At 47.5% G+C, this 14798-nt stretch carries 10 protein-coding genes; 6 read left to right on the forward strand and 4 right to left on the reverse strand.

Translation table 11 applies throughout. The features are described 5' to 3' along the window. Positions 1-8 precede the first annotated feature (8 nt). Positions 9-1340: an exodeoxyribonuclease VII large subunit gene (xseA, locus tag CIK04_RS05515; RefSeq protein WP_097353358.1), complete on the reverse strand. Its 1332-nt coding sequence runs from the start codon at positions 1338-1340 to the stop codon at positions 9-11. A 233-nt stretch (positions 1341-1573) separates the two neighbouring features. Here xseA and guaB point away from each other — a divergent pair, with 233 nt between their 5' ends. From guaB to CIK04_RS05535, 4 genes are all read left to right on the forward strand, one after another. Beyond that, positions 1574-3037 carry an IMP dehydrogenase gene (gene guaB, locus CIK04_RS05520; protein ID WP_026130501.1) on the forward strand — a complete coding sequence of 488 codons (1464 nt, stop codon included), beginning with the start codon at positions 1574-1576 and terminating at the stop codon, positions 3035-3037. Positions 3038-3119: 82 nt separating this feature from the next. Further along, complete coding sequence (guaA, locus tag CIK04_RS05525) at positions 3120-4673, forward strand: glutamine-hydrolyzing GMP synthase (protein WP_011149610.1); 1554 nt, start codon at positions 3120-3122, stop codon at positions 4671-4673. 261 nt (positions 4674-4934) lie between these two features. Next, positions 4935-6638, forward strand: coding sequence for a chitinase (locus tag CIK04_RS05530; RefSeq protein WP_097353359.1), 1704 nt, complete (start codon positions 4935-4937; stop codon positions 6636-6638). A 160-nt stretch (positions 6639-6798) separates the two neighbouring features. After that, positions 6799-7392: a GPR1/FUN34/YaaH family transporter gene (locus CIK04_RS05535; protein WP_011078514.1), complete on the forward strand. Its 594-nt coding sequence runs from the start codon at positions 6799-6801 to the stop codon at positions 7390-7392. A 124-nt stretch (positions 7393-7516) separates the two neighbouring features. Here the strand turns inward: CIK04_RS05535 and CIK04_RS05540 are convergent, their stop codons facing one another. Further along, the gene (locus CIK04_RS05540; protein WP_038939328.1) at positions 7517-9058 is read right to left on the reverse strand and encodes a sodium:alanine symporter family protein; all 1542 of its coding nucleotides are present in this window, start codon (positions 9056-9058) and stop codon (positions 7517-7519) included. A gap of 319 nt (positions 9059-9377) precedes the next feature. Then, positions 9378-10631, reverse strand: coding sequence for a D-amino acid dehydrogenase (locus CIK04_RS05545; RefSeq protein ID WP_039451878.1), 1254 nt, complete (start codon positions 10629-10631; stop codon positions 9378-9380). Between the two features lie 109 nt (positions 10632-10740). Between CIK04_RS05545 and CIK04_RS05550 the strand changes: the two genes are divergently transcribed. Together CIK04_RS05550 and CIK04_RS05555 are read left to right on the forward strand one after the other, a co-directional pair. Then, a complete protein-coding gene (locus tag CIK04_RS05550) occupies positions 10741-11643 on the forward strand; it encodes a LysR substrate-binding domain-containing protein (protein ID WP_038939502.1) in 903 nt (300 codons plus the stop codon). Positions 11644-11732: 89 nt separating this feature from the next. Then, positions 11733-12710, forward strand: a complete 978-nt coding sequence (locus CIK04_RS05555; protein ID WP_017419997.1) for an ion channel — start codon at positions 11733-11735, stop codon at positions 12708-12710. Between the two features lie 48 nt (positions 12711-12758). On the opposite strand, the gene CIK04_RS05560 is transcribed toward CIK04_RS05555, so the two are convergent. Then, a complete protein-coding gene (locus tag CIK04_RS05560; RefSeq protein ID WP_011149614.1) occupies positions 12759-14672 on the reverse strand; it encodes a BCCT family transporter in 1914 nt (637 codons plus the stop codon). Between the last annotated feature and the right edge of the window lie 126 nt (positions 14673-14798).

Here is a 14798-nt window from a genome sequence, read left to right on the forward strand (position 1 = left end):
GCCATGGCTTAGTTCACGGTAGAGCGTATTTCACCATCGGATAGGCGGGTGATCAAAGTGTCGCCCGTTTTGATTTGTGATTGACGTGTAATCACTTCGCCAGATTCACTCTGAGTAATGGAGTAGCCGCGCTTCAGTGTTGCCAAGGGGCTTACTGCGTCAAGTTTCTCTGCGGCGATCGCGATCTGGTGGCGCAACCTTAGCAGCTTGCGGTCCATTGCATCCATCATCTTCTGTTCTACTCGTGCAAGCGCATTTTTTTGTTCACTGATTTGACGAACAGGCGAGAGTAATTGCAGTTTGTGCTGAACACGAGAGACCGTTTGTTCTCGTTGTGCCAGATACTTTTCCATCGCTCGTTGTAAGCGGATTTGCAACTCATCGGCTTGTTGAGTTTGACGCATCAAGCGATAGCGAGGATGCTGTTTCTCCAGTCGATGACTCAGCGAGATTATGGTGCGATTTTGTTCGGTGAGGTAATGACGCCAGGCAGAATGCAGTTTTTGCTCACGGCTGATTAAGGCTTGATCTTTGTGGCTGTTATCACGGCTAACCAGTTCTGCAGCAGCGGATGGTGTTGGCGCACGCAAGTCTGCAACAAAGTCCGCAATTGTCACATCAATCTCGTGACCAACCGCAGAGATGATCGGGATTTGGCTGGCGGCAATGGTTCGAGCAACAATCTCGTTGTTAAAGCACCAAAGATCTTCCAGTGAACCGCCTCCACGGCCGACAATCAATACGTCACATTCGTTACGGCTGTTTGCACGTCCAATTGCTTGAGCAATTTGAATGGCGGCCTCTTCTCCTTGTACCAGAGTCGGATAAATGACCACTGGCAGGGAAGGATCTCGGCGTTTGAGTACATCAAGAATGTCGTAAAGCGCGGCGCCAGTTTTAGAGGTAATAATACCGACGCATTTAGGGTGTTCTGGGATCGTCAATTTCGTGGACTGAGCGAAAAGCCCTTCGCTCGCTAGTTTCATCTTCAGAGCATCAAATTGCTGCTGCAGACGACCATCGCCCTCTGGCTGCATGCTTTCGATGATCAACTGATAGTCACCACGTGGCTCGTATAACGAAAGACGTGCTTTGACTAAAACTTGATTACCATTGGTTGGCTTAAAAGAAACGAGGCGGTTATTCCCTTTAAACATGGCACATTTAACTTGAGCCATTGAGTCTTTGAGGGTGAAATACCAGTGGCCAGAAACCGGCGCAGAGAAGTTAGAAATCTCTCCCACTAACCAAACAATGCCTAATTGGTTTTCAAGCAATAAACGAACTTCAGAATTTAAACGTGAGACAGTGAAGATGTTTGGATTGGTCAGAGAAGACAAAGCTAATCCCGTAGACGTGGGTATGGAAGTTAGCCGCAATATAATACATAGCAAGAGGGTGAATGCAAGAAAAAAATTAAAAAATTTGTGGTCAAGCGATTGCGTTGGCCGTATAATCCGTCCGCAATATCTAATCCAAATGTAGCAAGTTGCTTAAAGCCTGCTGCCCTCATTATGCGAAACGATGAGATTGGATTGTTCTTTTTACCTCTACATATTGTGAGATATTGCAAATGCTAAGAATTGCCAAAGAAGCGCTGACATTCGATGACGTACTACTCGTGCCAGCTCACTCCACTGTTCTCCCAAACACAGCTGATCTTCGCACTCAGTTGACCAAAAACATCACACTGAACATTCCTATGATCTCTGCCTCGATGGATACCGTGACGGAAGCTCGTCTCGCTATTGCACTTGCGCAGGAAGGTGGCATTGGCTTTATTCACAAGAATATGTCTATCGAACAGCAAGCTGCTGAAGTTCGTAAAGTGAAGAAGTTTGAAGCGGGTGTCGTAACGGATCCTGTCACTGTAAGCCCTGATGCGACCATCGCGGATGTGGTTGCGCTGACCGACAAGCACGGCTTTGCTGGTTTCCCTGTGGTTACCGAAAGCAATGAGCTAGTGGGTATCATCACTGGTCGTGACGTACGTTTTGTGACGGATCTGTCTAAGAAAGTCTCTTCTGTCATGACGCCAAAAGAAAACTTGGCTGCCGTAAAAGAAGGTGCAACTCGCGCTGAAGTGCAAGAAAAAATGCATGAAGCCCGCGTTGAGAAAGTACTGGTTGTGAATGATGATTTCCAATTGACCGGTATGATCACGGCAAAAGACTTCCACAAAGCAGAACGTAAACCAAACGCATGTAAAGATGCTCAAGGTCGTCTACGCGTAGGCGCAGCGGTTGGGGCGGGTGCAGGTAACGAAGAGCGCGTTGCTGCACTGGTTGAAGCCGGTGTTGATGTATTGTTGATTGACTCTTCACATGGTCACTCAGAAGGTGTTTTACAACGTATTCGTGATACACGAGCGGCATTCCCGAATCTTGATATCATTGGCGGCAACGTTGCAACAGCAGCGGGTGCCAAAGCCCTGATTGAAGCGGGCGTTAGCGCAGTGAAAGTGGGTATCGGCCCTGGCTCTATCTGTACGACTCGTATCGTGACTGGCGTAGGCGTTCCACAAATTACCGCGATTGCAGACGCAGCGGAAGTGGCGAACCAATATGGCGTGCCAGTGATTGCTGATGGTGGTATCCGTTTCTCTGGCGATATCTGTAAAGCGATTGCGGCGGGCGCATCTTGTGTGATGGTTGGTTCTATGTTTGCGGGTACTGAAGAAGCACCGGGTGAAGTGATTCTTTACAACGGCCGTTCTTACAAAGCTTACCGTGGTATGGGTTCTTTGGGTGCAATGTCTCAAGGTTCTTCAGATCGTTACTTCCAAACAGACAACGCAGCAGACAAGCTGGTACCAGAAGGTATCGAAGGCCGTATCGCGTACAAAGGCCGCCTAAAAGAGATCGTTCACCAGCAAATGGGTGGTCTGCGTTCAAGCATGGGCCTAACAGGCAGTGCAACGATTGAAGAAATGCGCACTAAAGCCGAATTCGTACGCATCACGGGCGCGGGCATGCAAGAGTCTCACGTGCACGATGTACAAATCACCAAAGAAGCACCTAACTATCGCTTGGGTTAATTGACCCTGAGTTGAAATTTAAAGCTTATGGGGAGCGAGATTGGCTCCCCATCCACCAAATTTGATATCGAGATTAACCTCAATGACTAAAAATATTCATGACCAACGTATTCTGATCCTAGATTTCGGTTCGCAGTACACTCAACTTGTTGCGCGCCGCGTACGTGAAATCGGCGTTTACTGTGAGCTTTGGAGCTGGGATGTTGAAGAAGCGGATATTCGTGAATTCAACCCAGACGGTATTATTCTTTCTGGTGGCCCAGAGAGCGTGACAGAAGATAACTCTCCTCGCGCACCTCAATATGTATTCGATTCAGGCGTGCCAGTACTGGGTGTGTGTTACGGCATGCAGACCATGGCTGAACAGCTAGGCGGCAAAGTATCGACTTCTGACGAGCGCGAGTTTGGCTATGCAGCTGTAAAAGTGTCTGGTGAGTCAGCTATTTTCAAAGATCTTGAAGCTACTCAAGATGTGTGGATGAGCCACGGTGACAAAGTCGTTGAGATTCCAGCGGGCTTCACCAAAGTAGGTGAAACAGACACTTGTCCTTACGCTGCAATGGCGAACGAAGAGAAGAAATACTACGGTGTTCAGTTCCACCCAGAAGTAACGCACACTAAAAATGGCTTACAAATGCTAGAGAACTTTGTTCTTGGCGTCTGTGGTTGTGAGCGTCTATGGACTTCAGAATCCATCATCGAAGATGCGGTTGCTCGTATTAAAGAGCAAGTGGGTGACGATGAAGTGATCCTAGGTCTATCTGGTGGTGTAGATTCATCAGTAGTAGCCATGTTGGTTCACCGTGCAATCGGCGACAAGCTAACGTGTGTCTTTGTTGATAACGGTCTACTTCGTTTAAACGAAGGTCAGCAAGTGATGGACATGTTTGGCGACAAGTTTGGCCTAAACATCATCAAAGTTGATGCTGAAGAGCGCTTCCTAAAAGCACTTGAAGGCAAATCTGATCCTGAAGAGAAGCGTAAGACCATCGGTCACGTATTCGTCGATGTATTTGATGAAGAATCGAAGAAGCTGAAGAATGCGAAATGGCTCGCTCAAGGTACCATCTACCCAGACGTAATCGAGTCAGCAGCCTCTAAGACAGGTAAAGCGCACGTAATCAAATCTCACCATAACGTGGGCGGTCTGCCAGACGATATGGAAATGGGTCTTGTTGAGCCACTGCGTGAGCTGTTCAAAGATGAAGTACGTAAGATTGGCCTAGAACTTGGCCTACCTTACGAAATGCTTTACCGCCACCCATTCCCTGGTCCGGGTCTAGGTGTTCGTGTTCTTGGTGAAATCAAGAAAGAGTACTGTGATTTGCTACGTCGTGCGGACGCTATCTTTATTGAAGAGCTCCACGCTGCGGATCTTTACAACAAGGTATCTCAAGCGTTTACGGTATTCCTACCAGTGCGTTCTGTAGGCGTAATGGGCGATGGCCGTAAGTATGACTGGGTTGTTTCTCTGCGTGCTGTAGAGACCATCGACTTCATGACGGCGCATTGGGCACACCTACCGTACGATTTCCTAGGTAAGGTTTCTAACCGCATTATCAATGAAGTAAACGGCATCTCGCGCGTGGTTTACGATATCTCTGGTAAGCCACCAGCAACCATCGAGTGGGAATAATCTTGCGTTAACGCAGTGCATTGATCCATCGAATAAACCCCGAGTGAACACTCGGGGTTTTTTATTGCTGTTTACTCGGGTTGTTGGTTTTGGAACAGGGGTAGCATTCGCTTTGTCGTAGAACGTTGTTCCATTTGCATGATGCTGAAATGACTCGCAGTTTTGTTCAATAATGGTGAATCTCTCTGACTTTACCAAGGATTAAGGTCTAATCTGCCAGAAATGTAACATTTTTTGTGTAGAGAAAAAGGATAAGGAAGAATGAAGATTTCCCATCTGTCGGTTCTGATCGGATGTACGTTAGCCGCTGGAGCGCAAGCGGCAATGAATATCCAACCAGACCCTCAAAACCCGAATGGATATGTCGTTTCACGAGTGGATCTGCAAGCAGCAGAGCAAGCGCAAACTTCAAATCCCATGTACGCGATTTGGTCAAAGGCGTTAGAAACACGCTCGAATACCATCGTCGAAGCCATTGCTCCCGGCGCGGCGAGCAACCCTGATAACGTAAAGCGTACTGAACGTGTTTTCCCACAAAGTGAATGGGATTTTCTCACTCATATGGCTGCACCCGAATACACTTATACGCGTTTTTTAAAGGCGATCGGTAAGTTCCCTGCCTTCTGTGGTGAGTACACGGATGGACGGGATTCAGATGCGATCTGTAAAAAATCCATCGTGACTGCTTTTGCTCATTTCTCGCAAGAAACCGGTGGCCACATTGCGATTGACAACGTCTCTGATAACCCACTAGGTCTGGAAGAGTGGCAACAAGCGTTAGTTCATGTTCGTGAAATGGGGTGGTCGGAAGGTCAAGCCGGTTACACCACGGGGTGTGGCCAGAACGATTGGCAAAACAAACGTTGGCCGTGTGAAGCGGGGCAGGGCTATTTTGGCCGTGGGGCAAAACAGCTTTCTTACCACTTCAACTACGGTGCGTTTTCGGAAGTGATGTACGATGGTGATGCCACCGTGCTGCTTAAGAACCCTGCTTTGGTGGCGGACTCTTGGTTAAACCTCGCTTCAGCCATTTGGTTTTTCTTAACACCTCAAGCGCCGAAACCAGCCATGCTGCATGTGATCGACCGTACTTGGGTGCCATCCCAACGTGAAGTGGACGCGGGTATTGGTTACGGCTTTGGTACCACGATTAACGTTATCAATGGTGGCATTGAGTGTGGTGAGCAGAATAAAGACAAAGGCCAGCCGGTTAACCGTATTCGTTACTGGGAAGGGCTGGCATCACACTATCAAATCCCTGTGGAAGCGGATGAGAAGAACACCTGTTGGCAGCAAACCCCTTATGGCAGTTTGAACCTCAATGGTGCAACCGACGTGCTCTACACCAACTGGGACGGCAACTGGAAATATTACGCCGATCGCCCAGGAGGCTATTCCTTTGAATGTGAATTGGTGGGCTTCCAAACGGCCTATTCGGCGTTAGTACCAGGCGACTACGAAAAATGTGTGACTAACTTCTACGGCTCGCACGCAAGTTGGCCAGAAGTGCGTGTGGTTGACAAACTGGACCCTGTAGACCCAGGAACCCAACCGGGTGGCAATGAGTGGAGCGCAAGTAAAGTTTACGTGGCTGGCGATCAAGTCACCTACAAAGGTGCGACATACAAGGCGAAGTGGTGGACACAAGGCAACGATCCAAGCTTAGGTGGGCCTTGGGAATTGGTGGCGGGAACACCAACGGAGCCAACGCCAACCCCGGATCCTGTTCCAACGCCAGATCCGACTCCGGACCCAGAGCCAACACCGGATCCGACACCTGAACCAACACCAGATCCCACCCCTGTCCCAGGTACCTTTATTCAGTGGGAGCTGGGAGTGACGCAGGTTGCGAATGGTGAAAAAGTGACTTACAACGGTAAGTGCTTTATCGCTAAAAATGGCCCAGGAGTTTGGGAGACGCCAACGCAATCAAACTGGTTCTGGGATGAGATTTCTTGTCAGTAACCTTTCCAACCTCAAACAAACTCTGGCTATGCCAGAGTTTGTTTATTCAGCTCGTTTTATATGAAATCTTAGTTTGCACTTTAGCTAGCTATCTTTTATCCAACGCTTCATTAAAATCCGCGCGTAATTTTTATAAACATTTTTGAAAAGGTACGCGTTTATGTCTACTAAACTGGCTAACCCAGCGCCACTTGGTCTAATGGGTTTCGGTATGACTACAATCCTGCTCAACATTCACAATGCAGGTTTCTTCCCGATTGACTCTATGATCTTGGCAATGGGCATCTTTTACGGTGGTCTAAGCCAAGTGATCGTAGGCATCATGTGCTTTAAGCGTGGTGATACCTTTGGCACCACAGCGTTTACGTCTTACGGCCTATTCTGGTTGACGCTGGTTGCGTTGATCGTGATGCCATACATGGGCCTACCAGCAAGCCCTGCGAATTTCATGGGTTGGTACCTTGCTCTGTGGGGTATTTTCACTGGTTTCATGTTCATTGGCTCACTTTGCTACCCAACCGCCAAACAAGTGGTATTTGGTTCATTGACCATTCTTTTCGCACTGCTAGCAGCACGTGACTTTACGGGCAGCGAACTTATCGGCACGATCGCGGGCTTTGAAGGCATCTTCTGTGGTGCGAGCGCAATCTACTTTGCTATGGCTCAAGTGCTAAATAACGAATATGGCCGCACTATTTTGCCGATTGGTGAAAAGAAAGCGCCTGCGGTGAACGCGCAAGAGCTTGCTGCATAAGCCACATCGTTTTGGGAACAGAAATGAAAGGGGTTAGCCAATGGCTAACCCCTTTTCTTATTTGCCCGTGAGGGCAACACTGCCTTTTTCTTATTGTACGATGTTGTGTTTACTTCCTGAGAAGTTAGAGTGAAGGCTGCTCCACGACGGTGGTTTGTTTTTCTTCCGTTTGTGGATCTTGACCGGTTTTACGCTTGTATTTCTCTTCCCAGTAAGTCGCCCCTGAGATACCCAGTTTTACAGGGTTGAAGGTGTAGTCGGTCACGCCTTGCTTTTGTTGCTCTTCATAATCCTGCAGCGCTTTGATCGCTGGTTTTGACATGAAGAAGATGATTAGAATGCCAACGATGTTGAGCCATGCCATCAAGCCAACGCCCACATCACCCATTGCCCATGCTAAGTTCGCGGTTTTCACTGTGCCGTAGAAGACGACAGCAATCAGCGCCACTTTCAGTACAAACATCAAACCATTCACTTTGAAGCTGCGACGGATGTACGCGATGTTCGTTTCTGCAATGTAGTAGTAAGCAAGAATCGTGGTAAAGGCGAAGAAGAACAGCGCAACCGCAATGAATGGTTTACCTACACCTGGCAATGCACTTTCAATTGCCATTTGTGTAAACACAGGGCCGTTGGCTGCGATTTCTGCCGAGATGTTCTGCACAAGGAAACCTTCTGCACCATGAACGTTATACGCGCCAGTGATCAGAATCATAAAGGCGGTCGCTGAACAGACGAGCAGAGTATCGATGTAGATTGAGAACGACTGCACCAAACCTTGCTGCGCAGGGTGATCAACACTGGCCGCTGCTGCTGCGTGAGGGCCTGTACCTTGACCTGCTTCGTTTGAGTAAACACCACGTTTTACACCCCAACCAATTGCAGCGCCGACACCCGCCATTGGTGTGAATGCATCACCCACGATCATGGCAACAATGCGTGGTACTTCACCAATGTTGAGTAGGATAATCACGAACGCTGTGATCACGTAAGCAAGAGCCATGAATGGCACCACGACTTGGGTGAAGTTTGCGATACGTTTTACACCACCAAAAATGATGAATGCTAAGATGATTGAGATGACCGTACCGGTTAAAATTTTTGCGAAACTGAAAGTGCCCAGTGCGGTTTCAATCATCTCTCCTGGGCCAAATGCCGCTTCAACCGCATTACCAATGCTGTTTGATTGAACGCCAGGTAGCAGGAAGCCACACGCAAAGATAGTCGCGATAGCGAAGACCCACGCGTACCACTTCTGACCCATGGCTTTTTCAATGTAGTAAGCAGGGCCACCACGGAATTCACCGTTGTCTTCTTCTTTGTAGATTTGCGCCAGTGTGGATTCTGCATAGGCGGTTGCTGCACCAAAGAAGGCAACAACCCACATCCAGAATACCGCTCCCGGACCACCAAAACCGATCGCTGCTGCGACACCTGCGATGTTACCTGTACCGACGCGACCAGAAAGTGAAACGGCTAATGCTTGGAAAGAGGAGATCCCTTTTGAAGAGCTTTTGCCAGAAAGGAGTAGGCGCCACATTTCGAAGAAGTGACGCACTTGAACGAAGCGAGTCACGATGGAGTAGAACAGACCAGCGCCTAAGCACAGATAAATCAGCACCGGGCTCCAGATAATTCCATTCAGAAAATCAACTAAAGACTGCATGAGTATTTTCCCTGTTAGATGTTTGTGTTGTTTGTTTTCTGTTCGGTATATTAATCTTTTTGTAATGCAATTGTTAATTAAAATATCTAAAACATATCACCTTCGTGACTGTGAACACAAAATGCTAATAAATTGTTAATTGGAAAATGCTAAAAGTGTTGTATAGAACAAGATGCGGGATATTGGTGGCTATTTACTTTTATTGCAGAATAATGCATCGCAGAACTATTCATCTTTTGTATAAGATGAGTTCTGCGATGTTGGGGAATTTTAGATAAATCCTCTAATGGATTATCTGGCCGTTTTATGGTGTGTTGGGCTAGCTGGCGTAGCGGAAGAGATCCAACCCTGCCGAATTCTCCGTTTGCTCGCCGGTGATGATTTGGCTCAGCAAGTGACCTGAGCCACACGCCATGGTCCAACCTAAGGTGCCATGTCCGGTATTGGTATAGAGATTCTTGATCGGGGTTTTACCGATGAGTGGTGTGCCGTCTGGTGTCATAGGGCGAAAACCAGTCCAGAATTCCGCCTTGGCAAAATCACCGCTACGAGGGAAAAGATCGTTCACCACCATAGAAATGGTTGCTTTGCGTTTCTCAGGAATCGCAGGATCGAATCCAGCGAGCTCTGCGGTGCCAGCCACGCGAATGCGGTCATCAAATCGAGTCAGTGCCACTTTATAGGTTTCATCCATGACCGTAGAAACCGGAGCTTGGCTTTCATCGGTGATCGGAACGGTCAGGGAATAACCCTTGACCGGATAAACAGGTATCGTTATCCCCAATTGCGCGAGTAGCGCGGTGGAATAACTGCCCATGGCCACCACGTATACATCGGCTTGCAGCTCGCCAACATCAGTAGACACACTCACTACTTGGTTACCTTGAGTATTGACCTTATTCACGTTCGTATTGAACAAAAAGGTCACGCCTTGCTGTTGTGCCAGTTCTGTCATCTGTTGGCAAAACAAATAGCAATCGCCCGTTTCATCGTCAGGTAGATAGAGACCGCCCGTCAGTTTATGGCTCACGGCTGCCAATCCCGGTTCTTGTTTAATGCACTCATCGACACTCATACGTTGAAAGCGCGTACCGCTTTGCTCAAGTAATGCGATGTCTTTTTCAATGGCGATCAACTGCTTTTGCGTACGAAAAACCTGCAACGTACCTTGTTGGCGGCCTTGGTATTCAATATCGTGCTCTTGGCGAAGTTGGCTAAGGCATTCACGGCTGTGATTGGCAATCGCCAACATCCTTGCTTTGTTCACTTGATAACGACTGAGTTGGCAGTTGGCCAACATTTGTGTCGCCCATTTCAGCAGTTGAGGATCAAGAGAGGGTTTGATTTTCAGTGGTGCGTGCTCTTCCATCAGCCAGCGAATTGCTTTTTGTGGAATGCCCGGTGCAGCCCAAGGCGAAGAGTAGCCGTAAGAGATCTGCCCTGCGTTGGCAAAACTGGTTTCTTCCGCGCTGCGCGCTTGGCGGTCAACAACGGTTACCTGATAGCCTGCTTTTTGTAGATACCACGCGCTCATCAAGCCAACCACACCGCTGCCCAATACCACTGCTTTCATCGATTTTCTCCTGATTAGAAACAGCATGAGTTTCTTAGGTTTACAACTTGGTAACAATCGATATAAATTAATTGCTGCTTATAGATAAACTAAACGCAAGCGGGCGAAAATGATCAAAAGCACTTACGTATCGGCACTGCATACTTTTGTGGAAGTGGGTAAGTACCCCAGTTTAACCGAGGCAGCAAGGCAACTGTGCTTAACCACTGGAGCGGTGAGTCAGCAGCTATTGCAATTAGAACAGCAACTTGGTTTTAGTTTGTTTGAACGGCATTCTCGTGGTATCCGTTTTACGGAGAAGGGGCGGCAACTTCATCAATGTGCAGCGTTGCACTTTGGCGAAATGGCTGCGGAAATCCAACGTTTAAAGCAAGAGCAGAGTCGCCCACAGGAAGTGCGTCTTAAACTGACCCCTTCTTTTGCCTTCAAATGGCTAGTACCCAAGTTGGAAAGCTTTCACCAGCAGTATCCCGATATTCAAATCCAAATTTTTGCCGAAGGCGCGTTGGTGAACAGTGATACGCGAGATTTTGACCTCGCGATTGATTACCGCCCACACCCATTTCGTCAAGCCAATACCGAGTTGCTATTGGATGAATATTTGCTGCCCGTGATGAACCCCAGATATTTGCAAACGCACGCTTGGTTGCACAATGCTGTTTATGCGCCAGATGAGTGGAGCCAAGTGGTACTTTTGCACGACGCTATGCCGTGGCAAAACGCGCCTAGAGATTATGAATGGCTTAGTTGGGTCGCGCAGAGACGGCTCGATTTACCAACCGAAAGAGGCCATTTCTTTAATCGAACGGATATGGCAATGTCAGCGGCGGAAGCCGGGGTGGGTATCGCTATGGCTCGTATGGCGCTGATTGATGATGAGTTGCAAACCGGCCGCTTAGTTTCTCCTTTTCAGCCCATCCGAGCAGAGGCGGGTTACTATTTGATCCACAACAGCAAAAACGACAGTACCGCAGCGTTTACCACTTGGCTTAAGCAACAAATTTCAAATTGAGTGGCAACTCAATAACTAGCTCCTACACTTAGTTTTATACCGTGGTCATAAAAAATAAATCCAAATCGGTATGACAAGAGGGGCAGCAAATGAAGTCAGAAAAAGGCCGATGCAGCTATCAAAATCCTGATGGCTGGTGCTGCGATCAACCGTGTGGGGAGTCTGGTCTTTGTTACTGGCACGATCCCAAAGTCGATAAAAGCAATGACGACGTAAAGTCGCAGGTTGAGCAATGGGCAGCAGAAGGTAAACCTTTAGACGGATTTCAGTTGGCAAAAACAAACTTGGTTGATCTCAATTTGGTTAACCGTGGTAGCAAGGTTGGGTTTCAGTGTCGAGGTGCCGATTTCTATCGCGCAGACTTAAGTGATGCTCACTTTTTTGGCTTAGATTTACGCGGTTCTTCACTGATGAAGAGCAAATTGGTGTGTGCTAATTTGCACTGTGCAAAACTAGAGGGTTGCAATTTACTTGGAGCGGATTTGGCGCGTGCCCGCCTCGAAAACATTGAGTGGGGGGATGAGCTCAAACAAGAGTATGAAGCTCGGATAGCAATAAAAAAAGGCGACAGAAAAAAAGCGCGTTCACTATGGCAAGAAGCAGAAGAAGTCTGCCGAGGCGTGCGTAAACAATGTGAGAAGCAAGGGTTGTTTGAAACCGCAGGATTGTTTTTTAAAAAAGAAATGCGCTTTCGACGCTATCAAATGCCAAAATTCAGTTTGCAGCGTATTTTATCTAAGATCGTCGATCTCTTTTGTGGTTATGGTGAAGATCCATTGAGAGTGGTGCTGTTTTCGCTCTTTTTGATATTTGCCAGTGCAGCGGCCTACTTTTTCTTAGACACCACCTCGGCTAACCCGATTTATGCCGATGTGACGGGTTGGCAGTTCTATTTGCTGGAGTTTCTTAATGCCCTTTATTTTAGTGTGGTTACATTTACCACGCTTGGTTACGGAGACATATCGCCGGTTGGCGTGGCACGCTTTATCGCGGCATTGGAGGCGTTTCTTGGTAGCTTTACCATGGCTTTGTTTGTGGTGGTGTTTGTAAAGAAAATGACGCGATGAAAGAAAGCTCACTCGTACATGAGTGAGCTTCTTTGTTGTGATGAGTGATTAACTGAGTGATTCTGACTGAAGAGATTGCAACTCTTTTTCTTTGATTAGCTCGTTAAACTCAATGCGCGCTGCTTGAGCCGCTTCAGAGGCTTGCAGTTTGTGTTCTTTAGCCTCCATTGCCGCGTTCGTTAGGCGTTGAATTTCTGTAAGTTGTTCCTCAGGAGCTTCTCCCAGTTCTAAGCCGCTTTCTCCGCGAGAGAGCGCTTCAGAACGTATCACTTTTTTCAGTTTCCAGATGGCAGCGAGAGCCTCACGTTCTTGCTCTGCGGCCTCAACCGCTTCATCTTTCAATCGTTCGAATTTCGCCAGTGCCATACCTTCTCGTGACCAAGGATCAACATCCGGAAACTCTTCTATATTGATAACCGGATCTTCATAACCTTCTTGGTGTGCTAAGTCTAAGCTTGCGGCTTTGATTCCGGAAATCATCAACATAATGGCGATACCTAGCAATGGTAAACCGCCCACAATGGCTGCGGTTTGCAATGTCGCTAAGCCACCCATGAATAAGAGAATGGAAGGCATGAGTGATAAGGTGAAAGCCCAAAACAGTCGGTTCCAGCGTAGTGGATCTTCCGTGACATTGTTTTGTACAACGGACGCGAGAATAAATGAAATCGAATCGAAGGTTGTCGCAGTGAAGATAATGCACAAAATAGTGAATACCGCGATCACGACAGTGCTGAGCGGAAGTTGTTCCAGAATGGCAAAAATGGCTCTTGTCGCACCGTGCTGGTTAAGAATGGCGACTACATCTAATTGACCCGAAAGTTGCAATGATAAACCAAAATTACCCAGTACCATAAAATAGAGCGCACAGCCCATCGAGCCGAAAAAGATCGACCCTGACACCATCTGCTTTATGGTTCTACCTCTAGATATTCGCGCAACAAACAGTCCCATACTTGGGGCAAACACTAGCCACCATGCCCAGTAAAAAATCGTCCAGTCTTGAGGGAAGTGGGTATCCTCGAATGGCCCATAACCGCCAAATGGTTCCGCCCATGTTGCCATAACGAAGAAATTGGACAGCATTCGGCCGATAGAATCTAAGCCGGTTTCCAGCATGAAGAGTGTTGGGCCTGTCACTAAGATGAAAGCGAGCAAGGCAAGCGCACCCCAGAAATTGATGTTGCTGAGTACTTTAATACCACCATCCATGCCTTTATAAGAGGAATAGGCGAACAGCGCAGTACACAGGAGCAGTACACCAATTTGCGAGAGTGTTGTTGAAGGGATGCCAAATAAATAGCTGATCCCTTCATTGATGAGAGGGGCAGCTAAACCAAGCGTGGTGGCTGCGCCACCAAGAAGGCCAAAAATAAACAAAACATCGATCACTTTGCCCAATTTTCCGTAACTTCTTGCTTCTCCAATCACAGGCATCAGTGCCGCAGAAATTTTCAGAACTGGCTGCTTACGAACATAGAAGAAGTAAGCAATGGGTAAAGCTGGAATCAGATAGATAGACCATGCAATCGGCCCCCAGTGGAAAATACCGTAAGTAGCGGCCCAGCGAATGGCTTCTTCACTGCCTGCTTCTAGTTGGAATGGCGGATTTTGGTAGTAGTAAGCCCACTCGATAGTGCCCCAATAAAGAATGCTGGCACCGATCCCACCGCAGAAAAGCATCGCCGCCCAGGAGCCTGTGGCAAACTCTGGCTTTTCATCGGCATCGCCCAGTTTAATTTGACCGATATCGCTGAAAATGATGTAAACCATGAAGAAAAATGCAGCCAAACCAAGGCCTAGGTAAAGAAAACCAAGCTTATCGGTCATGAATGTTTTTGCTACGCCTATCCAGTATTCTCCCTGAGATGGCCAAACAAGAAGTGGAATAATCACCGAAAAAAGAAGCGCTAGAGCGCCAAAAAAAGTGGGTTTATCGATGAGTTCAAAGTGCCTTTTCATAAAATTCCCTAGTACAAAATTACAATCAGTATGAAATACTAATTGTTCGATACTAATGAGGGAGTCTATTTGTGCAATTGAAATATCGAATGGTAACCACATGAATTTTTTATAGTATTCATGATG

This window comes from Vibrio sp. 03_296, from assembly GCF_002265885.1.

What these genes read in the sequence shown, in the direction of transcription:
- guaB (WP_026130501.1), top strand. Translation starts at nt 1,574, where the DNA reads ATGCTAAGAATTGCCAAAGAAGCGCTGACATTCGATGACGTACTACTC.
- guaA (WP_011149610.1), top strand. Translation starts at nt 3,120, where the DNA reads ATGACTAAAAATATTCATGACCAACGTATTCTGATCCTAGATTTCGGT.
- CIK04_RS05530 (WP_097353359.1), top strand. Translation starts at nt 4,935, where the DNA reads ATGAAGATTTCCCATCTGTCGGTTCTGATCGGATGTACGTTAGCCGCT.
- CIK04_RS05535 (WP_011078514.1), top strand. Translation starts at nt 6,799, where the DNA reads ATGTCTACTAAACTGGCTAACCCAGCGCCACTTGGTCTAATGGGTTTC.
- CIK04_RS05540 (WP_038939328.1), bottom strand. Translation starts at nt 9,058, where the DNA reads ATGCAGTCTTTAGTTGATTTTCTGAATGGAATTATCTGGAGCCCGGTG.
- CIK04_RS05545 (WP_039451878.1), bottom strand. Translation starts at nt 10,631, where the DNA reads ATGAAAGCAGTGGTATTGGGCAGCGGTGTGGTTGGCTTGATGAGCGCG.
- CIK04_RS05550 (WP_038939502.1), top strand. Translation starts at nt 10,741, where the DNA reads ATGATCAAAAGCACTTACGTATCGGCACTGCATACTTTTGTGGAAGTG.
- CIK04_RS05555 (WP_017419997.1), top strand. Translation starts at nt 11,733, where the DNA reads ATGAAGTCAGAAAAAGGCCGATGCAGCTATCAAAATCCTGATGGCTGG.
- CIK04_RS05560 (WP_011149614.1), bottom strand. Translation starts at nt 14,672, where the DNA reads ATGAAAAGGCACTTTGAACTCATCGATAAACCCACTTTTTTTGGCGCT.